Origin of the sequence: Nitrospirillum amazonense, assembly GCF_007828035.1 — a bacterium.
In the GTDB taxonomy this organism is placed as follows: Bacteria; Pseudomonadota; Alphaproteobacteria; order Azospirillales; family Azospirillaceae; genus Nitrospirillum; species Nitrospirillum amazonense.
In genome coordinates this window covers 1-21,520 of the sequence record NZ_VITV01000009.1, presented here as the reverse complement: position 1 = coordinate 21,520, position 21,520 = coordinate 1, and the positions used below count along the sequence as shown (strand labels likewise).

The following is a 21,520-nucleotide window of genomic DNA, read 5'->3' as shown; positions in this document are numbered from 1 at the left end:
ACGGATTGATGACGCTCGGCCCCGGGGGTGGCCGGGGGCCCTATTCTTCCCTGAGGGGGCGCCGCATCTGTCCCTGCCGTGGATTCGCCGACCGGAGCACCCCTATTGGGCCAATTTTACAAGTACGGATATTCCGCGGATGTGGTTTGGCATGTCGTTCTATTCATATGGTCTAGCAGTTCCCAAGAGTTCGATACAGCTTCTGTCCGTCTATGCCGCCCTATAACTTAGGTAAGTGGGATAATGCGGGGATCATATATCTGTTTTGAGTACGCCTTTTCGGACTGGGCGTCGTCATGGCGGCTCTGTCAGAACCAGGCGCGTGTCGCCCGCCCCAGTTCACATCCCCTGTTCGTGTGGGCAGCCGGCCACATCCGGCGCTCCGCTGTCATGGTGCCGCCGCTGCGCGGGGCGACCGGGACGCGATGGTTGCGCTACGGCCAGGCGGGCCCTTCACACCGGGCGGCGGCCAGGAACGACGTCCCGCTGATGGGCGCGGCGCCAGACGCCCGGGGACTGGCCGCACAGGCGGGAAAAGACCTGGGTGAAATGGCTCTGGTCGGAGAAGCCGCAGCGCAGGGCGATGTCGGCCAGGGGCAATTCGCCCGCCGTCAGCAATGCCTTGGCGAATTCCATCCGGCGGCGGGTCAGCCAGCGGTGTGGCGGTTCCCCCACCGACTGGCGGAAGGCGCGGGCGAAGTGCGCCGCCGACAGGCCGCAGGCGTCCGCCAGTTGCTTCAGCGTCACCGGCGCCCGCAGATCCGCCTCCATCATCTCCTTCGCCCGCCGTTCCTGCCACAGGGCCAGCCCGCCCCGGCGCCAGCCATCGGGCAATTCCCGCCCCATGATGCGCACCAGATAGGCGCAGAAGGCATTCAGGATATAGTCGACAAACAAGGCCGGGGCCCGGCCGGGCGTTGCCAGCGGCGCCATCAGCGCCAGACCGAAATGGGTAATGACGTCGTCGATCATCGTCAGGCCGGATTCATATTCCAGCCCGTGGAAGCCGCGTAGCCCCGCATCCCGGGCCCAATGGGCCATGGCGCCGCGCGGCAGTTCGAAACTGATGATGTCCACGGGATGGACGACGCGCCAGACGCAAGGGTCGCGCATGTCGCGGAACGAGCATTCCATGGGCGCGCGGGGTGCCAGCTGCAGCATGCGCCGGCCCTGCTGCATGGTGCAGGCGGGGGTGGGCTGCAGGTAAAGCCGCGCCAGGTGGGCGTCAATGCCACCGTAGGCCATTTCCACGTCGGGCAGGGCGTCACAAGTGGTGCGCCGGACGCTCAGCCGTTCGCCGTCATCCGTCAGTTGCGAGTGCAGGATGGTCGCGGAAATGAAATTCGTTTCCGCCATGCTGCGGGCGTTGGAGGCGGAGGACGCGGACAGGACGGGCGGCTGCATCTCCAATTTCCCCTCGGCAGGACGGGCACCGGTCCAATGATGGTTCGGAACAGGGGCAGCGTAGCAGCCAAGGGTCTAAAAATATTGTCAAATTTAGCCCGATAGAGCGCGGTGGGTGCCGACCTTTCCTCTCCCGGCTGCCACGGGGCAGCCAGGGGGCGGTCTCACCTCACCGCCCTGTCGGGCCAGGAACAGGGTATGCTGCCGGCCCACGCCGCTGCCCGCCCCGGTGACGATCGTGACACCTCCCGTCAGCGGCATGTCAGCAACCCTCCGCATGTGGGGGCAGCACGGGCGACACGACACCGGTGTTCCAGTTCCAGGGCAGGTTGCCCGCCGCCCGGCGGCGGCACACAGTAGCCTCGTGCAACGCATACATGCCGGGCATCACCCGGCGTCCCGGTTGCGCCGTGTCGGTGAAGGCCATGTAGCCTTCGTCCTTGCCGAAGACGGGCCAGGCGGGCACGCCCTCCGCCACCGGTTTCCCGTCACGGGCGAAGCTGGCCCAATAATCGCTCATGGCGGCGGTCAGGCGCTGTTCGACCGGACTGTCCGGCGCTTTCGGCCAATAGGACGGCGTATGCGCCATGGTGCCGAAGACATAGGGGATTTCCGAGGCGTGGAAGCTGTGCAACCCCTTGTCGTCCATGGCGGGATAGCCGTGGTCGAAGAGGTAAAGGTATCCCGGCTGCCCCAGCCTGGTCTGGTCCCGCACCAACCGCTCGGCCGTCCAGCCGTACAGCGCATCGCGGGTGGCCGCCAGCTCGCTTTCCTCCAGCTTGCCGGTGGCGGGGTAGAGCCGCAGGAATTCATCGGCCAGGTCGCCGTAGCGTTCGCGGATCATCGCCTCATAGGCCTTGGCGTCGGCCGGCGGCGGGGCGATCAGCCAGCGCAGGGAGCGGATTTCCCCGCTGTTGAACCCGGTCAGGATGGGAACCGGCGCCTGCTCCCCCTTGTCGAACACGTCGACCAGCTGGCCGGTCAGCACCTTGCCGTCCACCGTGCCCAGGGGGAAGTAATTGACCTTGGCTGCCGCTTGCACCAGCGTTTCCGCGTCCATGGCGCGCAAGGCCGCCACATCCGTCGCCCCCACTTGGCCGGCGATGTAGGACCCGATGGCCTCCGCCGCGAACTCGCCATGGTTGGGTTGCTTCAGCTCGGGCATGGAGATCATGTAGCCGCTCTCCACCACCGCTTTGGCGAACAGGCCCTTCGCCTTGGGCGACGCCATCAGGTACATGACCGACAGCGCACCGGCGGACTCGCCGGACACCGTGACGTTGGCCGCGTCACCGCCGAAGGCGGCGATATTATCGTGGATCCAGCGCAGGGCGGCGATCTGGTCCAGCAGGCCGTAGTTGCCGGAAATGCCGTCGGGATTCTCCGCGCTCAGACCGGGATAGGCCATATAGCCGAGGACGCTCAGCCGGTAATTGATGGATACGACAATGACGCCGCGCCGGGCCAGGGCGGCGCCGTCATACATCTCGTTGAAGCCATAGCCGTTGAGCAGCGTGCCGCCGTGGATCCACACCAGGACGGGGGCGTTCCTCGCCCGCTTGGGCGCCGTGATGTTCAGGGTCAGACAATCCTCGCCCATCGCCGGTGGCGGGCTGGTGTAGACGGTGGTGCCGGCTGCCCTGGGCTGCACGCAGGCCAGGCCAGGGGCTCCGGCGTCGCGCACGCCCGTCCAGGCGGGCAGGGACTCCGGCGCCTTCCAGCGCAGCGGTCCTACCGGGGGCTTGGCGTAAGGAATGCCCTTGAAGACGTTCAGGTCGCCGCTGCTGCGGCCCGCCACGGTGCCGGCCGGTGCCCGCACCGTGGGATTGTCCTCGGCCAGGGCGCCGAGGGACATCAAGGCGGCTGCGGCGCAAGCGCCCAGGCGTAGGAAAAGACGCATCAGTGATCTCCGGTCCGGTTGGCTTCCGCCTTCAGCACCCGCGCCAGCGCCAGGAAAAGCGCGATGGCCAGGAAATAGAAGGGGACAAGGGTGTAGAAGGCGAGTTGCAGGGAATTGCCCGGATGGGCCGTCCGGAAGTGGTCGCTGGCGGCGCCCAGGTAGGTGGGGCCGAAGCCCAGGCCGATCAGGTTCATGACCAGCAGCAGCAAGGCGCCCGACAGCACGCGCTGGTTGGGTCGCACCTCCTCCTGCACCAAGGTGACGGCGGGGGAGAGAAAGAAGTAATTGAGGATGGTCGGGCCAATCAGCAGCAGCAGTGCCAGTTGCCACCCCGGCGCCCAGACGAAGCCCACGAAGAGGGGCACGGCTCCCGCCAGGCCCAGCGCCGGGACCAGGGCGTAGGCTTGCCTGGAACGGCCGCTGAACCGGTCAACCAGCCGGCCCGAGGTATACATGCCAATGGAAATTCCAATGCCGATCAGCAGGGCGTAATACACCGCCACCTGCTGCAGGCTCATGCCTTTTTCCCGCATCAGGAACAGGACCGTGAAATTCATGACGGCGTAGGTGACGAACTGCGTCGCCCCGCAGGCCAGCGCCATCAGCAGCAGGGCTGGGCGCTTGAAGAACATGGCGACCGTTTCCAAGAATCCTGCCCTGGCCTGCGCGGGAAGGGCGTCCGATGCCGGCAGGTCCAAGCCGCCACGCTTGGGCTCGCGGATGGTCAGCCAGACGATGAGCGCGGCGGCGACGCCGAACATGCCCAGCACCAGGAAGGCTTGGCGCCAGCTGTAGGAGGCGCCGAAGGCGACGCCCAACGCCTGGCCCAGGGGCGGGCCCAAGTTGAACAGGCCCAAAGCGGCACCCCGCCGCCCTGGTCGGAAGTAATCGGTGATGATGGCGTAGGAGGGGGGCACGCCACCGGCTTCCCCCACGCCCACCGTCATGCGTGCCAGCACCAGCTGCGGATACGTGGCCGACAGACCGCAGGCCACCGTGGCCGCACTCCACAAGGCGCAGGCGATGGACAGCACCCGCACCCGGTTGGTGCGATCGGCCAGCCAGGCCACGGGGATGGAGATGAAGCAATAGAACAGGGCGAAGTAGAGCCCGCTGATCAGGCCCAGCTGACCGTCGCTGACGCCCAGGTCGTCCTGGATGGGCTTGGCCAGGATGGACAGCAACTGCCGGTCCAGGAAGTTCAACACGTAGACGAAGCAAAGCGCTGCCAGCACGTACCAGGCGCGGGCTTCAGGCGGCGCCGTGCCTTGGGGCGAAGTCGACACCGGCTTTGGCGCCGGAGAAACGATGGTCATGCTTTATACCTATGGCTGGTGCCTGTGGCCGGTGCCGATGTCCCATGCCGCCTTGCGACGCCGCCCTGCGACGCCGCCCTCGGGTGCTGGCCCACGGCGGCGTCGGGAGAGTGACCCAACTGCCTAGAAGCTTTTTCTGATATTGAGGGCGACGAAGCGGCCGATAGGATTGTAGTTGCTGCCGATGCCGTCCGTCGCGGGGAAGTAGGGCGGCCGCTTGTCCAAGAGGTCGTTGATCTGCAAGGCCAGCTCGGTCTTCGAGGTCATGCCGCTGTCCGGCAGGGCCCAGGTGACGCGCAGATCGACCGTCGTGTACGGGTCGGCGCTGTACACGCCGGTGCCGGTGGGGGTGGCAAAGCTGTTGGTCACGCCGTCCTGGTAATTGACGAAGGTGACCACGCTGACCGCCCCGACGGTGGCGCCCAGCGAGGCCCGGAAGGTCCATTGCGGCAGGCCCAGCCGCAGGCTATCCGACACTGGGGCGGTGGGCGACAGCTGCGTGTCGAACTTCAGGATGTAGTTGCCGGCCAGGCCCGCGAAGACGGTGCCGAAGCCCACGTCCCGGTGATAGCCGAAATCGAAGTCCAGGCCGTTGGTGGCGCGACTGCCGAAATTGCCCAGGCGCTCGTCCAGCAGGTTGCCGATCTGGGGCAGGGGATTGGGCAGGTTGACCGGTGTGGCCGCCCCCAGCAGCTTGGCCAGCTGCGCCGGGGTGGGGTTGCGGTAGACAACGGACGCGAATGTCGGGTCGGTGAAGACCAGCGACGCCGGCGGGACGCCGATCGCGCCGTCGAACTTGATGTCATAGAAGGTGGCGCTGGCGCGGAAGTCCGGCAGGAAGTGCGGTTGCCAGTCGACGCCCATGGAATAAGTGCGGGCTGTCTCGGGCTGCAGGTCGCGGTTACCGCCCGCCAGGTAGACGGTATTGACCTGTGCCGCCCCCCGCGACGGGTCGCGGGCCAGGACGGCGGCGCTGGCGGCGTCGAGGTAGTAGGCGCCCACGGTGGCCCCCACCTGACGCATGCCCGGCGCCCGGAAAGATTTGCCGTAGGAGCCCCGGATGGTCAGGTCTTCCACCGGGTCCCAGTTGATCCCGACCTTGGGATTGCTGGTGGATCCGAAGTCGCTGTAGTGGTCGTAGCGGCCGGATACCGACAGCGACAGGCGATGCAGCAGCGGCGCCTCATTGCCGGCGCCCACGATGGGCGCGAAGATTTCGCCGAAGGCGGAATAAATGTCCCGATCGAGATCCTCGGGCACTGGTGCGGCGCCGACGTAGCCCCGCTGGGTGAAGGTCTCGTTGCGGAATTCGCCGCCGGCCGCAAACTTCAGCGGGCCGCCCGGCAGATCGAACAGTGGCCCATCCAGCTTCAGGGCGCCCAGGTTGGTGTGCTGGGTGACGGTGACGGTGGTGGGGTAGGTGGTAATGGCGGCGGCGACGCCGGGGGCGGTGCGCTGGCCGAAAGGGTCCAGGGCCGTGGCCGTCGTCGTTCCCGCCGCCGCCACGGCCAGGGCCCCGGGATTGACGCCGGGGATGAAGGCGTCGTTGGTCGCCCAGTCGAAGGTGCCGTAGACGCTCAGGTTCAAATCGGCGGGCAGTTGCACGTCGACGCCCACCGAAGAATTGCCCACCCGGGTATTGTCGGTGTTGTTGACATGGTCGGCGCCGAACAGGTTGTCGGTGCGGAACAGCACGGTTTCCACCGTCGCCCCGGTGCCGGGCGGCGCCACGAAGTAGGGGTTGGCGCTGGTGATGGTCAGCGTCTCCACCGGCGGGGCCGCCTGGATGATGTCCATGCGGTCCGAATACAGCAGATCGGCCCACACGGTGACACGCTCGCCCAATTCCTGCCGGCCGGTCAGGAAGCCGCTGTGCAGGCGTGACCGGGGAAGCAGATCGACCGCGGCGTTGGTGTCGCAGTAATTGATCTTGCCGGGCGCGAAGTTGGGCGCCGCGTAGGTTAGCGCGCCGGTCTGCGGGATCACCACGTTGGCGGCGGGGCAATTGTACGACCGGGTATCGACACCGCCGGAAGGCCGGAAGTCCTGGACGCGATAGTCCCGCTCACTGCCGGTGATATTGGTATTCCGCATGAACTCGTAAGCCGCCAGGAAGGACCCTGTGGCCCAAGTCCGGCCAATCACGCCGCTGGCCGACACCGAGTGATAGCCGTCGGACATGCCGTAGCGGATATCGGCCTCTGCGCCGGAATAGTGCTGGCGGGTGATGAAGTTGACCACGCCGGCGATGGCGTCCGAGCCGTAGACCGATGAGGCGCCATCGGGCACGACCTCCACCCGTTCCAGCGCCAGGCTGGGGATGTTGGGGTAGTCGGGGCCCGTGTCGTTGGCCGCGGCGCTGGCCAGGCGGTGGCCGTTCATCAGCGTCAGCGTGGCGCTGGACGGCAGGCCGCGCAGGCCCGGCGCGAAGGGGCCGAAGCCGGCACTGCTGGCCCGGGGTGCGGTGTTGAAGCTGTTCAGCTGCGGCACGGTGGCCAGCAGGTCCGCCGTCGTCGTGGCGCCGATGGTCTTGATGTCCTCATTCGAGACGCTGATGAGGTTGGAGCCGACCGGTGGGACACCGCGGATTCTCGATCCCGTGACGATGATCTCTTCCAGTTCGCCGCCCGATGTCGCGGCGGGCGTGTCCGCCGGCGCGGCCGACGTCTGGGCCCACGCGGGGCCGGCCGCGAAAAACGCCACGGCAACGAGCGATGTGCCGGACAGCGCGATGCGCCGGGCGGCTTTCCAGGTCCCAAGCATGCGTTCCCTCCCCTGTTTATTTATAGCTTTCTCAAAGCGATATCCGATGGCCGGGAGGCCGTCAAGTTCATTCATTTAGTGATAAATGAAAAAGTTTCGCGGGCTATGTCATCGCTTGACCGAACGGGGCGGGCGCCCCATCGTCCCTGCTGAATGAAGGGGTGGATGACGTCTTTTCCCGACGCGTCCGATCAGGAAGGCCGGAGATTATGGCAGCAGAGCCGAAGCCCGAGAGGCGCCGCACGCGCGCCGAACAGCGGGCCGCGACCATGAAGTTGATCCTCGACACCAGCGAGGACCTGTTCGCCCAGCTCGGGTACTTCGGGGTGACAATCAAGGATGTTGCCGACAGGATGGGCATCCATCCGGCGCTGATCCACTATTACTTCGACGGCAAGAAGGCGCTGTTCGACGCGGTCTTTGAGCGCCGCGTGCAATATGCGGTCACCACCCGCACCGCGGCGCTGGATGCCTACGAGGCGGCGGCCGGGGACCACCCCACGGTCGAAGGGATACTGCGTGCCTATTATGAAGGGGCGTTCGACATCTACATCAGCGGGGGTGATGGCTGGCGCCACTTCGGACGGATCTTCGCGCAGGTGAACAATGCGCCGGGCTATGGCGCGGAATTGATGGACACCTATTTCGATCCCCTGGCACTGCGGCTTATCAGCCTTCTGCAGAAGGCTTTGCCCGACGCCACGCCGGAAGATCTGTTCTGGAGTTTCCAGTTCACCTCCGGCGCCTACACGCTGATCCTGTCACGCACCGGCCGCATCGACCGCTTGTCGGACAACTTGTGCACATCCGAGGATTTCGAGGCCGCTCGCCAGCGCTTCGTGACCTTCATGGCGGGCGGCTTCGAGGCCCTGTACAAGCGCGCGAAGTAGGCTAGTCGGGACGGGGAGGCGTTCCACCCAGCCGCGCGTCGCGAAGGGCGGCTCGGCGCACCTTTCCCGCCTCATCCCGCAAGGGTTCGCTGGTGAACTCGATGCTCTTGGGCAGCTTGAAGCGCGCCAGCCGTTCGGCCACGAAATCCAGGAGGTCCGCGTCGTTGAGATCCGCACCCTCGACGGGCTGGACGATGGCGTGGACACGGGCGCCCCAATCCTCGTCGGGCAGCCCGACCACGGCGCTGGTCCGCACCGCCGGATGCGCGTCCAATGCCGCCTCGACCTCCGCCGGATAGATGTTGGCGCCGCCGGAGATGATCAGGTCGTTGCGGCGGTCGGATAGGTAAAGATAGCCATCCTGGTCCACGGACCCGAGGTCGCCGGTTGACTCCCAGTCCCCGATGCGCCGGGACGGGCTGCCCAGATAATGATAGGTCGACCCTGGGCCGCCTTGTGGCCGGAAATAGATTTCGCCCACCTCGCCAGGACGGCGGCGGTGCCCGTCGGCATCCAGGATGGCCAGCTCATACCCCTCGCGCACCTGGCCGACGGAGCCAGGATGCGCCAGCCAGTCCGTGCCGGAGATCATGGTCGATCCGATGCCCTCGGTCGTGCCGTAGTACTCCCACACCCGCTCGCCGCCCAGCCAGCCGATCCACGCTTCCTTCAGCCAGGCGGCGCAGGGGGCGGCCATGTGCAGCATCATACGCAGGCTGGGCAGGGTGAAACGCGGCAGGGTTTCCGGGCCCAGGCGCCAGATGCGGTGCATCATGGTGGGTACCATGGTCACCCAGGTCACGCCGTGGGCCTCAATGAGCTCCAGCGCGCGCAGCGCATCGAACCGGCCCATCTCGACAATGGTGCCGCCGACGAACAAGCCGGTGAAAATACAGTGGAAGGGGGCGTTGTGATAGAGTGGCCCGGGATTCAGGACGATATCGCCGGGAAGCTGGCACAGGAAGCCCTCTTCCGGGTTCCAGCGCGCCGGCATGGCATCGACGATCACCTTAGGCCGTCCGGTGGACCCGCCGCTGGTCATCGCCTTCCAATGGGGTGAAACCACTTCCGGCAGTGGATCAGCCGAATATCGGTCCAGGGCCGCACCCAGGCCGGGAGCCAGCACCGGGATCCCGGCCTGGGACAAATGGCCGACGACCAGCCGGGGGCGGACGATGTCAAGGATCGCGTCCATTTCCAGCCGCGGAAGCTTGGCCGACACGATATTGGGGATGGCGCCCAGTTTCCAGATGGCGAAGGTGGTCTCATAGAAGTCGAGCCCATTGGGCAGCGCCACCGTGACAAAATCGCCTGGGTTGACGCCTTGCGCCGCCAGCAGGCGGGCGCGCGCGTTCGAGCGTGCGTCCAGTTCGTCATAAGGAACGGTAACGCCTTCCAGGACCAGCGCGGCTCTGCCGGGCGACTGGCGCGCGTGGTGGGCCAGAATGGAACTCAGTGCGATACCATCTTTTGACATAGCGACAACGCCTCTCGGGAAGCCCTTCCTCGACCCCTTCTCATCTTTGGTGCGCTCGAATGGGGTTGGGAATGAGAACCACCTACAGCGCGGGCGCCAGCTGGTCAAGTTCATTCATTTATCACTAAATGAAAATTATATATCAGGAAGGTGCCGGCGCCCTTAATCCAGCTCCCGGCCCGGTCGTGGCGGTCCAACGCCGCAGAAGGGCAGGGCGGGGGGATGGCGGCGCCAATTGGCGGGTTCTCACGGCTCAATCAGGCAGCTGATGACAAGCCTGACGCGCGCTTCTCGGGCGCCCTGTCTGATCCGGCCGGAACGCTCCAGATCCGCCAGCCCGTGGAGCGCCGCCCAGAACGTCTCGGTCGCGACCTCGACATCGGCCCTTGCCGGCCCGACTGCGGCCGCCAGCGCCATGAAGGCGTCCTTCAACTCCGGCTTGGTGTCGGCCTCTGCGAAGCGCAGCCCGGTCGGCAGGGTGAACATTGCCTCGTAAAGGGCCGGGTGCTCGCGGGCGAAGGCAAGGTACGCCATGGCGACGCTCTCAAGCGCCTTCCAGTGATTGGTTGACCCCAGTACCGCCTCCCGCAGGGCTGCCGCGAGCTCGCCGAACCCTTGGACGGCGATGGCCGCCACGATGGCGTCCCTGTTTTCAAAGTGAGAGTAGAGGACCGGCTGGCTGTACTCGATCTCCTCCGCCAGGCGCCGGATTGTGACCGCGCTCCAGCCTTCGCTTTCTGCGATCAGGCGTGCCGCCGCCGTGATGCGCTGCTCGCGCTCCGCCCGCTCCCTGCCTTTTCTCTCTGCGATACCCAATTCCGCCTCCGGCGCCGTGTTCGGCAGCCATATATAATGAAGCTTGAAAATCTAGCAATGCTAGTTTATATACCGATGAGACATAGGAGGTGGACATGTTCGAACTCTCTATCGCCGTGGCGCTGTTGGCGGCCTTCGGGATCATCGCGATCGGCGTCATGTATCTTTGGGTTCCCCGGACGGCGACCCGAAGCTTCGGTTTGCCGCTTCCCGGGGACGGGGTGAACATCGCCTGGTGGCTTCGTCTCAAGGGCGTGCGCGACATCGCTTCCGGGGCGGTCGTCCTGGCCCTGATGGTGTGGGGCGGCCCGTGGATGGTCGGCCTCGCCCTGTTGGTTGAGGCGATGATCCCGCTGGGCGACATGGCGCTCATTCTCGCGGCCAAGGGTTCGACCAGAAGGGCCTTCGGCGTCCATGGCCTGACCGCGGCGCTGATGATCCTGGCGTCGGTTGCGCTGCTTGCGGGAGTGGCCTGAGATGCTGCCCACGCTTCCAATGGAGATTTGGCAACATGGGTTCTGGTCGCGGCCTTCCTCGGCGCGGGGCTGTTCAACATCATCGGCACGGCCGCGACACGGATGAGTTTCATCCGCTGGGGATATCCAGGATGGTGGTGCCGGGTGACCGGTGCCCTCGAGATCGTGATCGCCGCCCTGATCGCCCTGCCGGACCTTCGGCGCGCCGGTCTTATCTTGGGGCTGATCGTCATCGTGGCGGCGGTCGTCACCACCGTCCGTCACCGCGAATTCTCCCACCTGGTGCCCCTCGGCCTCTTTGTGGCCTTGCTCTTGATGGCTGTCCGAACGGTCTGACCCCTGCGGCACTTACGCCGACCGTCAGCCCGCCCCGGCCGCCCTGGCATTTGCGCGTGCCGGGCGCTCGTCCCGTGTCCTATAAAGGCTGCAAATCTGCTTGAGAATTCGCTAACTGCGAGTCGCGGCGGCGCCATGAAGGCATGGGCTTTACGAAATCAGCGGAATTGATTGGTGTTTGATCGGTCGGGCAATAGGAAGCACGGCCCTTGGTGTTCGTCTCGCTGCGGCCTTTGGCCGGGCGAAATTAATTTGTCACGGAGCCGCTTCGGTTCCGGTGTTTGTTCCTAACCTTAGGGATAGAGGTAAGGACGGCGCTTGCGCCGGGCGGAGACCCACATATAGTGGATTTTGCAAGCATTTTCCGCGAAATATCATTCTCGTAAACGTTTAATTAAGATACCTGGCCTATGGTCTCAAGCGATAATATTCATCAGATTTTGGTGCCAAGTTGCGGATACTGAGAACGTTGCTTGCCGCGACGGCCCTGGTTCCCTTGGCGATGGCCAAGCGGTCTCACGCTCAGGATGCCGGCCAGATCCTGCGCGATGTTGAGCGCAACATTCCGCGCGCAGCACCGCAGGCCCCCGCTCTGCCCGATCTGGCGCCCCCCACCGCCGAGGGTGAATTCCTGAAGGCGGGTGAGACGGTGCACGTCACCGGCTTTCACATCATCGCCACCCTCATTCCCGAAGCTGAATTGCGGGATCAGTTGACGTCCTATGTCGGGCGCGACTGCACCTTGGGCGATCTGCGTGAGGCGGCGGCCCGCATTAGCCGCTATTACGCGCAGCACGACCTGCTGGCCCGTGCCGTCCTGCCGCGCCAGGACCTGGAAGGCGGGGTCGTCACCATCCAGGTGCTGGAAGCGCGCATGGGGCGGGTGCTCGTCGACCCCTCCAGCGACGTCCGCCTGGATGCCGACCAGGCGGCGGATTTCATCTTCGCCCAGAACCCGCAAGGCGATCCGCTGCGGCCCAGCGCGGTCGCCACCGGCGTGTCCAACCTGGGCCTGATCCCGGGCATGCAGGCGCTGGGCGTGCTGGATGCCGGCGCGGAGGAGGGGACGACCGACGTCCACCTCAAGATGCGTGAGCCGCCGCTGCTGACGGCCACCGCTCTGGTCGACAACAACGCACCGCGTGAAATCGGCGGCACGCGCGGCCTGGCCATCGTCACCATGACGGACGCGGCGGGCATCGGCGACCAAGTTGCCGTCACCGGCCAGGCCAGCCAGTCGTCGAAATACGGCCAGATGCTGGTCGGGGCGCCCATCTGGCACGAAGGCCTGTGGCTGGAGGCTAGCGGCGCAGTGCTGCAATACGACGTGCCGGAAGACATCAACGCCAGCACGCCGGCCGGTGACGCGCAAACGGCCGCCCTGACCCTGCGCTGGCTGGCGCTGCGCAGCTCCGCGGCACCGGTGAACCTGGCGTTCGGTCTGGAGCATAAATGGACCAGCGACAAGTTGGCCGACGTGGTTACGGCGTCCAACAGGCTGGGTGCGTTGACCTTGGCCGCCCACCGGCTGATGCGCGATGATTGGCAGGGTGGCGGCGCCTTCACCTTCGATGTGCAGGTCAAGGCGGGCAACGTCGACCTTTCGCACAACGCTGCCAACCAGGCCATCGATCAGGCCACCGCCCGCACCCAGGGCCACTATGTCAAGGCCAGCGCGTCGGTCAGCCGTGCCCAGGCCCTGTGGCGGGGCGGGGACATGCTGGCCACCCTGGCGGCGCAGGTCGCGTCCAAGAACCTCAACAGTTCCGAACAGTTTTCCCTGGGTGGGCCCACCGGCGTGCGGGCCTATCCCCTGAACCAGGGCGGCGGCGACCAGGGTGCCATGCTGAACCTGGAGGTGGGGCAGCAGGTGTCCACCAGTATCCGCTTTTCCGCCTTCTGGGACGGCGGCTGGGTGGAGCAGCACAAGGAAACCTGGGGCGGCTGGGAGGGTGTGGGCTCGCCGCACAACCACTACTTCCTGCAGGGGGTTGGCGCCAGCGTTCAGTGGACGCCGGCCGGCAACGTGCAGATGAAGGCCACCGTCGCCCACCGCATCGGTTCCGACGCTGGGCGCACCGCCCAAAACCTGGATCTGGATGGCCGGCGGCGCGAACTGCGGGCCTGGATGCAAGTGGTATTGTCGGTCTAGGGGGCCGAGGAGGAATAATGGCCAGCCGCTCCGCGCTTCCGTTCCGCCTTCCCCTGCGCGCCAGGCTGCTGGGATGCACCGCCGTGCTGTCGGTGATGCAGGCGCTGACCCTGCCGGCCATGGCGGGCACGCCGGCACCGGGCACATTGCCTACGGGTGGACAGGTCCAGGCCGGCACGGCGGGCATCAGTTCCACCGGTCCGGTGATGACCGTCACCCAATCGACGGACAAGGCCATCATCAGTTGGCAGCAGTTCAACGTGGGCGCCGGCGCCACGGTGAATTTCCAGCAGCCCAACAGCTCGGCCATGACGCTGAACCGCGTACGCGGCGGCGATCCCTCCTTGATCGAGGGCGCGATCAAGGCGCCCGGCACGGTCATCCTGGTCAATCCCGGCGGCGTGGTCTTTGGCGGTGGCGCCACGGTGGACGTGGGCGGCCTGGTCGCGTCGACCATGGACATCGCGGATGAGGATTTCCAGAAGGGCCGGCTGGTTTTCAACCGGGGATCGGCCACCGGCTCGGTGGTCAATGGCGGCACTATCACCGCCCGTAATGGCTCGGTGGTGCTGCTAGCGGCGCAGATCCGAAACCTGGGCCTGATCCAGGCGCAACTGGGGTCCGTGGTCCTGGCGGCGGGTGAGACCGTCACGCTGACGCCGGACGGCGGCGCGCCCCTCAAGGTGGATCCCGCCACGGTCGAGGCGCAGATCGAGGCGGGCGGCATCATCCGGGCGCCCGGCGGCACCGTCTACCTCACGGCCCAGGCACTGAACATCCTGGCCGGCGGCGTCATCAAGGCCACCGGCGTTATCGAGGCCGACTCCCTCACCCGCGAGGGCGGCAAGCTGGTCCTGGACGCCAACGGCCCCATCACCCTGCAGGGCGCCACGCTGAGCGCCAAGGGCGCCACCGGCGGCGGCACGGTCGCGGTGGGAACGGCGGAGACGGCCTCCGTCACCGTGGATGCCGCCAGCCGCATCGACGCTTCGGCCACGGAGAAAGGCAAGGGCGGGTCGGTCACGGTCAACAGCCAGGACACCGCCGCCCACGGTGTCCTGCTGGCCCGGGGTGGCAGCTTGTGGGGCGACGGCGGCGCCATTGAGACATCCGGCCACACGCTGGCCTTCGATGGGGCGACGGTGGATGTGGGGGCGCCCAAGGGCAAGGGCGGCACCTGGCTGCTGGACCCCGTCGACCTGACGGTGAACGCCGCCTATGCCGCCGCCATCCAGACGGCGCTGGCCAGCGGCAGCGTCACGTTGCAGACCACCAACACCAGCGTGGGGTACACCGGCGTCACCGCCGGCGGGGTCACCAAGGCCAGCGGCCTGGGCGACATCGCGGTCAATGCCGGCATCACCTGGTCCTCGGCCAACAGCCTGACGCTGGACGCCTATCACGGCGTATCCATCAACGCCGCCCTGTCGGGCACCAGCCTGGTGGTTCTGACCAACGACGGCGGCAGCGGCGGGGTGTTCCGGGTCGCCGCCCCGGTGTCGCTGACCACCAGCCTGACGGTCAACAGCACGGCCTATACCCTGGTCACGTCGGCGGCGGCCCTGGCCGCCATCACTGGCAGCGGCAATTACGCGCTGACCAGCGACCTGGCGCTGACCGGCGCGTGGACGCCCATCGGCTACAGCGCCACGGGCAACAACGCGTCGCCCACCGCCTTCACCGGCACGCTGGAGGGGCTTGGGCACACGATCACCGGCCTGACCGTCAATGCCGCCGGGGGTAGTGCAGGCAACCTGGGTCTGCTCAGCGTCATCGGCGGTGGCGGCCTGGTGCAGAACCTGACGCTGTCCGGCGGAAAGCTGTTTGGCGGCACGGGCGCCAACCTTGGCCTTCTGGCCGGCCAGAACCAGGGCACGGTGCGCAATGTCGCCGCCTCCGGCACCGTTACCGCCGGCGATGGCGCCAGCGCCGTGGGCGGCCTGATTGGCGGCAACAGCGGCACCGTCACGGCTTCCTCCGCCGCCGTGATCGTTTCCGTCGGCAGCGGCGTGTCCAACGTGGGCGGGCTGGTGGGCGCCCAAACGGCGGGTCTCATCGCCAACAGCTCCGTCTCCGGTGCCGTCACGGCCGGCTCGGCCGCCACGGCGGTTGGCGGCCTGGCCGGCTGGGTCGGCGGCGGCACGGTTTCCGGCAGCTACGCCGACAGCAGTCTGACCGTTGGCGACGGTGGCAACCGCGTGGGAGGCCTGGTCGGCTACAGCGACGCGCTGATCACCCAGAGCTACGCCAGTGAGACCATCTCCGCCGGCGGCGGGGTTCAGTATGTCGGCGGCCTGCTGGGATATGGCGACACCGCCAACACCGTCAGTGCCGTCTATGCCATCGGCCCCATGTCGGTTGGCACCACGTCCGACAGCGTGGGGGGCCTGGCCGGCTATAACGCCGGCACCATCAGCGCCGCCTATGCCACCGGGTCCATCACCGCCGGCGCCGGCACCACCAACATCGGCGGCTTCGTCGGTTCCAATGCCGGCCTGGTGACGGTCGGCTTCTGGGACACGGCGACCAGCGGCCTGTCCGTGGCCTACGGCAGCAATACCGGCACGGTGTCCGCCACGGCCATCGCCGCGAACACGCTGACCACCGCCACTTATGTCGGCTTTGATTTCAGCAACGACTGGTATGAGGTCGACGGCCGGACCCGCCCGTTCCTGCGCAGCGAATACGCCACCACCATCACCAACGCCCATCAGCTGCAGCTGATGGGCGTGGACCCGACGGCATCCTATGTCCTGGGTAAAAACCTGGACATGAGCGGCACCACTGTCCAGGGCGGTCTTTGGTCCACCAGCGGCTTCACCCCCATCGGGTTCACGACGGTGGGGGGCAATGCCTCCCCCACGGTCTTCACCGGTTCGCTGGACGGCCAGGGCTACACCATCAGCAATCTGACCCTGAGGGCGACCACATCCCACGGCGTCGGTCTGTTCTCCAGCATCGGTCCCGCCGGCTCGGTCGCCAACCTGGGGCTGGTGAACGGCACGATGATCAACTCCTCGTCGGGGACCCAGGTCACCGGCTGGGGCATGCTGGCCGGCAAGTTATCCGGCACCGTCACCAACAGCTACGCCACCGGCGTGGTCTTTGTCTCCAAGACCACGGGCGTGGGGGGGCTGGTCGGCTATATGTCGGGCGGCACCATCCTGAACAGTTATTCCGGTGTCAGCTTCCTGAACGGCCTGTCGGTGACGGCGGTCGGCGGCCTGGCGGGGCAGGTCTCGGCCCAGTCCTATATCAGCGGCAGCTATGCCACTGGCGGCTTCAGCCTCTCCTCCTTCAACCAGCGTATCGGCGGGTTGGTGGGCGACGCCAATACCATGACGCTGGTCAATTCCTACGCCACCGGCGGCGTCAGCACCGGCAGCAGCGGCGCGCAATATGTCGGCGGCTTGGTCGGCGTCAACACCTTTGGCTCAATCCTGGGCAGCTACGCCACCGGCAATATACTGCTGTCGAGTGCCGCGGCGCGCATCGGTGGCCTGGTCGGTTCCAACTCAGGCACCGTCAGCGGTAGTTATGCCACCGGAACGATCACCGCCACCGGCACCGGCAACCAGTATTTCGGTGGCTTGGTCGGGGTGAACTCCCAAACCACGGCCGGTTCGGCGTCCGCGCTCATCGCCGACAGCTACGCCACGGGCAACCTGTCGGTCGGGGCGGCCACGGGTGTCGGCACCATGGCGCAGTATATCGGCGGGCTGCTCGGCCACGAGCAGAACGGCATCATCAGCGGCAGCTATGCCACCGGCACGGTGTCGGTTGGCCGGACCGCCTTCTACGTCGGCGGCTTGGTCGGGGCGTCGGAGGCATTCAACCTCACCTCCTCATCCGTGCTGGGCAGCTATGCCACCGGCACGGTCATCGCCGGCACGGCGGGCACTGATATCGGCGGCCTCGCCGGTCGCAACTATGGCAGCCTGATCAGGGGCGCCTACGCGACGGGGGCCGTCAGGGCCGGTACCCTATCCAACGGCGTTGGTGGCCTGGTGGGCGAGAACGCCGTCAGCGGCACCGTCATCCCCACGATCGCCCAGAGCTGGGCCAGCGGGTCGGTGTCAGCGGCAGCGGGCGTCAGCGTGGGCGGTCTGGTCGGCAGGATGACCTCCGGCACGGTGATGACCAGCTTCTGGGACACGGTCTCCACCAACCAGACGAACGCCTATGGGACCAGTTCGGCCGGCTCTTTTTCCGCCACGGGGGTCAGTGGCACCGCCGCCTATGCCTCCGCGACCTACAGCGGTTTCGACTTCACCTCCACCTGGTACATGGTGGACGGCTATACCCGGCCCTTCCTGAAGGCGGAAGCCCGGACCACCATCATCAACGCCCACCAGCTTGAACTGATGGGCGCCAACCCGGGCGGAAGCTACGTCCTGGGCGCCAACATCACGATGGCGGAGTTGGCGCTGACTTCGGGCTTGTGGAACACGGCCACCGGCTTCGCCCCCATCGGCATCACGTCCGCCGGCGGCAACGCCAGCCCCACCGCTTTTACCGGCACGCTGAACGGCCGAGGCTACAGCATCAGTGGCATGACCATTGTCAGTGCCGCCAGCGACAACATCGGCCTGTTCAGCGACATCGGTGCCGGCGGCACGGTCACCAACCTGACGCTGACGAACGCCAGGATCAGCGTCGGCGCCGTCAGCGGCGTCGGCCTGGTCGCCGGGCAGAACAGCGGCACCATCAGCGGCGTCCAGACCAACGGCACGATTCTGGCGGCGTCGGGCGCCCAGCGCCTCGGCGGGGTCGCCGGCGTGAATGCCGGTCTCATCACGGCGGCGTACACGGGCGGCACCGTGTCGGCCGTGGCGGCCCAGAGTGTGGGTGGCATCGTCGGCTACAACAGCGCCACCGTCGCCAACAGCCACGCCATCAGTGCCGTCATTGTCGGTGATGGCGCGCAGTCCGTAGGCGGCGCCGTGGGCTATGACGCCGGGACCATCAGCGCCAGCGACGGTATCGGCATCGTCCAGGTGGGCAGCGGGGCGCAGGCCGTCGGCGGCCTGGTCGGGTATGAGGCGGGGCTGGTCACGGCCAGTTATGGCGGCGGCACCGTTACCGTCGGCAGCGCCGCGCAGTATGTCGGTGGCCTGGCCGGAACCGTCACTACCGCGGGCGTCGTCAACGGCGGCTACGGCACCGCCTCGATCATCGCCGGTGCCGGCGCGGTGGATGTCGGCGGCCTGGTCGGCGCCAACGCCGGTCAGGTGACCGGCGCCTACGCCATTGGCAGCATCCTGGTCGGCAGCGCCGGCACCGCCGTGGGCGGCCTGGCCGGCGCCAACACCGGAACCATCACTGCGACCTATGCCACGGGCAGCGTCCTCGCGGGCCAGGGCACCACCGTGATAGGCGGCCTGGTGGGCCAGAACGACGGCGCGGTGTCGGGCTATTGGGACACGGGCACCACCGGCCTGACCGTGGGCTATGGCGCCAATACCGGCAGCGCCTCGGTCACGGGCATCAGCGGCTCCTCGGTTTATCTCAGCGCCACCTACGCGGCCTTCGACTTCACCAGCGTCTGGTACATGGTCGATGGCTACACCCGGCCCTTCCTGAGGGCGGAGTACAACACCACCGTCGTGAACGCCCACCAGTTGGAACTGGTGAACCTGGACCTGACGGCGACCTACACGCTGGGGCGCGATATTGACGTCAGTGAAGCCACCAGCACGGCCGGCTTGTGGGCGACGGCCACCGGCTTCCTGCCCATCGGCTTCAGCACCAGTGGCAACAACGCCAGCCCAGGCAGTTTCACGGGCACGCTGAACGGCCAGGGCCATGCCGTCAACAACCTGGTCATGGCCAACGCCGCGGCCAGCAACATGGCGCTGTTCAGCGCCATCGGCACAGGCGGCGTCGTGCAGAGCGTGGGTGTCTACAACGGCACGGTGGTGGGCGGCGGCGGCAACGTCGCGCTACTGGCCGGCAGCAACGCCGGCACCATCCTCAGCGCCTATGCCACCGGCACCGTCACGGCCGGCAGCGGCGCCCAGTATGTGGGCGGGTTGGTCGGCGGGAACACCGGCACCATCAGCGTGGCCTATGCCACCGCCGACGTCACCGCCGGCGCCAACGCGGCGGACGTGGGCGGGCTGGTGGGATATAACGCCGGCCGGGTTTCCCTGGCCTATGCCAGCGGCGTGGTGACGGCAGGGACCGGCGTGGGGTCCATTGGGGCGTTCGCCGGCGGCAATGACGGTTTGGTCGCGGGCGCCTATTGGGATGGCGCCAGCAGCGGCCAGACCGTAGGCTATGGCGGCGGGACGGGGACGTTCAGCGCCACCAACGTCAGCGGCACCGCGGCCTACGCGTCGGCTACCTACAGCGGTTTCGACCTCGCCAACACCTGGTACATGGTCAGCGGCTACACCCGCCCGCTGCTGCGCATGGAATACGGCACGGTCATCAACAACGCCCACGAGTTGCAGCTGATCAACCTGGCCATGACGGCCAACTATATCCTGGGCGCCAACATCACGATGGGTGAGCTGGCACAGGCCGGTGGCCTGTGGAGTTCCGCCGGCTTCGTGCCCCTGGGCCTCAATACCGCCAACTCGAACAACAGCCCGACCTTGTTCAACGGCACGTTCGATGGCTTTGGCCACAGCATCGTCGGCCTCACCATCAACAACACCGTTTCCAACAACGTCGGCCTGATCAGCTACAACAACGGCACCATTCGCAATTTGAGCGTACTGGGTGCCCGCATCAACGTCGACGCCCCCAACGACGTCGGCATCGTCGCGGGCGAAAGCGTCGCGACCGTCAGCAATGTCTATGCCAGTGGCACCCTCATCGCCTCCGGGGCGGTCTCCTACATGGGCGGCCTGTTCGGATTCATGAGCGGCACCGTGGTGAACAGCGGTGCCGCCGTCACCCTTCAGGTCGGCTTCGCCGCGCAGCAGGTGGGCGGCCTGGTGGGCATCAATTCCGGCTTTCTGTCCGGCAGCTTCGCCACCGGCACCATCTCCGCTGGCAGCGGTGTGCTGAACATCGGCGGCCTGGTTGGCCAGGTCGCGGGCACCGTCAGCAACAGCTACGCCATGGTCAACGTCTCCGTGGCCAGCGGCACCGCCGGCGGCACGGCCATTGGCGGGTTGGCGGGCGTCAATCAGGGCCTGATCGCCAACAGCTACTCCACCGGCAGTGTCACGGCGGGCCCGTCCGCGGTTTCCGTCGGGGCCTTCCTGGGCGACAACCAGAACGCGGTGACCACCAGCTATTGGGACACGACCACGTCGGGCATGACCGTGGGCATCGGTGGTGGCACGGGCACGGCCGCGGACGCCACCGGCTTGGCCACCACCGCCTGGCTGACCAGCGGGCCCATAGCGCAGTCCGTGTTCAGCACGACGGATTGGTTCAATGGCTCACCCTATCCGCTTTTGAAGTCGCTGCCCTACATCGTGATCACCGGTTCGGGTAGCGGCGTCTATGGCGCCGCCACCGTCACGGCGACCACCTCCAGTGCCTATGATCAGCTGGGCCGCAGCGTCGGCAGTGGCCTATCCACCTCCGGCATGGTCTGGACCACGAGCGAGGCTCGCTCCGCCGTTGGTTCCTACAGCCTGCTTGGCCTGGGTGGCGCCAGCTATTCCGGCGGTGTCTACCAGTTCTCGTCCTCCGGCACGCTGACGGTGACCCCGGCGGCGCTGACGATCACGGCCAGTGGCGCGACGAAGACCTACGGCACTAGCGCCAGCCTGACGGGCTATAGCAGCAGCGGGCTGGTGAACGGCGACAGCATCAGCGCGGTGACGCTCGCATCCAGCGGGTCCGGCACGGCGGCGTCGGTAGGCAACTACAGCATTGTTGCCAGCGGCGCCACGGGCACGGGGCTCAGCAATTACTCGGTGAGCTACGCCGATGGCACGCTGACGGTGAACCCGGCGGCGTTGACCATCACGGCCAGCGGGGCGAGCAAGACCTATGGCACCAGCGCCAGCCTGACGGGGTACAGCAG

The 21,520-nt window shown here is 66.9% G+C and carries 11 protein-coding genes; 5 read left to right on the top strand and 6 right to left on the bottom strand.

Features of this window, described 5'->3' with window-relative positions; all coding sequences use genetic code 11:
* Positions 1 to 453: 453 nt before the first annotated feature.
* The 4 genes from FBZ87_RS22060 to FBZ87_RS22045 all read right to left on the bottom strand — a co-directional run bounded on the left by FBZ87_RS22060 (position 454) and on the right by FBZ87_RS22045 (position 7,383).
* Positions 454 to 1,404 (bottom strand): helix-turn-helix transcriptional regulator, encoded by a 951-nt coding sequence (locus tag FBZ87_RS22060; RefSeq protein WP_211107062.1) that lies wholly within the window; start codon positions 1,402 to 1,404, stop codon positions 454 to 456.
* A gap of 262 nt (positions 1,405 to 1,666) precedes the next feature.
* Positions 1,667 to 3,304: a carboxylesterase/lipase family protein gene (locus FBZ87_RS22055; protein WP_145612759.1), complete on the bottom strand. Its 1,638-nt coding sequence runs from the start codon at positions 3,302 to 3,304 to the stop codon at positions 1,667 to 1,669.
* Positions 3,304 to 4,620: a spinster family MFS transporter gene (locus FBZ87_RS22050; protein WP_145612758.1), complete on the bottom strand. Its 1,317-nt coding sequence runs from the start codon at positions 4,618 to 4,620 to the stop codon at positions 3,304 to 3,306. Before FBZ87_RS22050 ends, FBZ87_RS22055 begins: the two co-directional genes overlap by 1 nt.
* Before the next feature lie 123 nt (positions 4,621 to 4,743).
* Positions 4,744 to 7,383, bottom strand: coding sequence for a TonB-dependent receptor plug domain-containing protein (locus FBZ87_RS22045; protein WP_145612757.1), 2,640 nt, complete (start codon positions 7,381 to 7,383; stop codon positions 4,744 to 4,746).
* A gap of 209 nt (positions 7,384 to 7,592) precedes the next feature.
* Between FBZ87_RS22045 and FBZ87_RS22040 the strand changes: the two genes are divergently transcribed.
* Positions 7,593 to 8,273, top strand: coding sequence for a TetR/AcrR family transcriptional regulator (locus FBZ87_RS22040; RefSeq protein ID WP_145612756.1), 681 nt, complete (start codon positions 7,593 to 7,595; stop codon positions 8,271 to 8,273).
* 1 nt (position 8,274) lies between these two features.
* Here FBZ87_RS22040 and FBZ87_RS22035 read toward each other — a convergent pair whose 3' ends face one another.
* Both FBZ87_RS22035 and FBZ87_RS22030 read right to left on the bottom strand, forming a co-directional pair.
* Positions 8,275 to 9,750, bottom strand: coding sequence for an AMP-binding protein (locus FBZ87_RS22035; protein ID WP_145612755.1), 1,476 nt, complete (start codon positions 9,748 to 9,750; stop codon positions 8,275 to 8,277).
* A 246-nt stretch (positions 9,751 to 9,996) separates the two neighbouring features.
* The gene (locus FBZ87_RS22030; protein ID WP_145612754.1) at positions 9,997 to 10,566 is read right to left on the bottom strand and encodes a TetR/AcrR family transcriptional regulator; all 570 of its coding nucleotides are present in this window, start codon (positions 10,564 to 10,566) and stop codon (positions 9,997 to 9,999) included.
* Between the two features lie 95 nt (positions 10,567 to 10,661).
* Between FBZ87_RS22030 and FBZ87_RS22025 the strand changes: the two genes are divergently transcribed.
* From FBZ87_RS22025 to FBZ87_RS22010, 4 genes are all read left to right on the top strand, one after another.
* A complete protein-coding gene (locus tag FBZ87_RS22025; RefSeq protein WP_145612753.1) occupies positions 10,662 to 11,042 on the top strand; it encodes a DUF4267 domain-containing protein in 381 nt (126 codons plus the stop codon).
* A 27-nt stretch (positions 11,043 to 11,069) separates the two neighbouring features.
* Positions 11,070 to 11,378, top strand: coding sequence for a DoxX family protein (locus tag FBZ87_RS22020; protein ID WP_145612752.1), 309 nt, complete (start codon positions 11,070 to 11,072; stop codon positions 11,376 to 11,378).
* Positions 11,379 to 11,880: 502 nt separating this feature from the next.
* The gene (locus FBZ87_RS22015) at positions 11,881 to 13,530 is read left to right on the top strand and encodes a ShlB/FhaC/HecB family hemolysin secretion/activation protein (RefSeq protein WP_246134533.1); all 1,650 of its coding nucleotides are present in this window, start codon (positions 11,881 to 11,883) and stop codon (positions 13,528 to 13,530) included.
* Positions 13,531 to 13,547: 17 nt separating this feature from the next.
* Positions 13,548 to 21,520 (top strand): two-partner secretion domain-containing protein (locus tag FBZ87_RS22010; protein WP_145612750.1); only part of this gene is annotated, 7,973 nt, incomplete at its 3' end.

Excerpts from the sequence above, each read along its gene's own strand:
- FBZ87_RS22060 (WP_211107062.1), bottom strand. The coding sequence starts at position 1,404 with ATGCAGCCGCCCGTCCTGTCCGCGTCCTCCGCCTCCAACGCCCGCAGC.
- FBZ87_RS22055 (WP_145612759.1), bottom strand. The coding sequence starts at position 3,304 with ATGCGTCTTTTCCTACGCCTGGGCGCTTGCGCCGCAGCCGCCTTGATG.
- FBZ87_RS22050 (WP_145612758.1), bottom strand. The coding sequence starts at position 4,620 with ATGACCATCGTTTCTCCGGCGCCAAAGCCGGTGTCGACTTCGCCCCAA.
- FBZ87_RS22045 (WP_145612757.1), bottom strand. The coding sequence starts at position 7,383 with ATGCTTGGGACCTGGAAAGCCGCCCGGCGCATCGCGCTGTCCGGCACA.
- FBZ87_RS22040 (WP_145612756.1), top strand. The coding sequence starts at position 7,593 with ATGGCAGCAGAGCCGAAGCCCGAGAGGCGCCGCACGCGCGCCGAACAG.
- FBZ87_RS22035 (WP_145612755.1), bottom strand. The coding sequence starts at position 9,750 with ATGTCAAAAGATGGTATCGCACTGAGTTCCATTCTGGCCCACCACGCG.
- FBZ87_RS22025 (WP_145612753.1), top strand. The coding sequence starts at position 10,662 with ATGTTCGAACTCTCTATCGCCGTGGCGCTGTTGGCGGCCTTCGGGATC.
- FBZ87_RS22015 (WP_246134533.1), top strand. The coding sequence starts at position 11,881 with ATGGCCAAGCGGTCTCACGCTCAGGATGCCGGCCAGATCCTGCGCGAT.